This is a genomic window from Blastococcus sp. MG754426 (assembly GCF_021699055.1).
GTDB lineage: Bacteria > Actinomycetota > Actinomycetes > Mycobacteriales > Geodermatophilaceae > Blastococcus.
In genome coordinates, this window is the sequence record NZ_SSXC01000178.1 from 1 (window position 1) to 581 (window position 581).

Sequence of the window (581 nt, forward strand, 5' to 3'; positions counted from 1 at the left end):
GGGAAACGCCCGGCAACATTCCGAACCCGGAAGCTAAGCCTCTCAGCGCCGATGGTACTGCCCTGGAGACGGGGTGGGAGAGTAGGACGCCGCCGGACATACTTCACCGAACGGGGGTCAGAGCGGTTGCTCTGACCCCCGTTCGCTTTTTCCATGTCCGCCGCCGGCCGTTCGGGCTGTGTGCGGCGTCGAGCAAAGAGGTAATCGAAATCATGACTGCTCCGCGACGTGGCCCCGGCGGGTCCGATTCCGGGCGGGGGCGGCCGGCGTCGCGTGGCTCGCGACCCCAGGGCGATCGTCGGACTGGCGGGGCCGCCCCCCGTGGTGGATCCCAGGGCGAGCGCCCGCAGCGTGCGGAGCGCCCGCGTGGGGACTGGCAGGACCGCCGCCCGCAGGGCGAGCGCCCGCAGCGTGCGGAGCGGCCGCGTGGGGACTGGCAGGACCGCCGCCCGCAGGGCGAGCGCCCGCAGCGTGCGGAGCGGCCGCGTGGGGACTGGCAGGACCGTCGCCCGCAGGGTGACCGGCCGCAGCGTGCGGAGCGCCCGCGTGGGGACTGGCAGGACCGTCGCCCGCAGGGTGAC

The 581-nt window shown here is 74.4% G+C and carries 1 rRNA gene; it reads left to right on the forward strand.

Annotated features, from left to right (window positions below):
• A 5S ribosomal RNA gene (gene rrf / locus E9549_RS22875) occupies window positions 1-98 on the forward strand; the annotation flags it as partial.
• Window positions 99-581 lie beyond the last annotated feature (483 nt).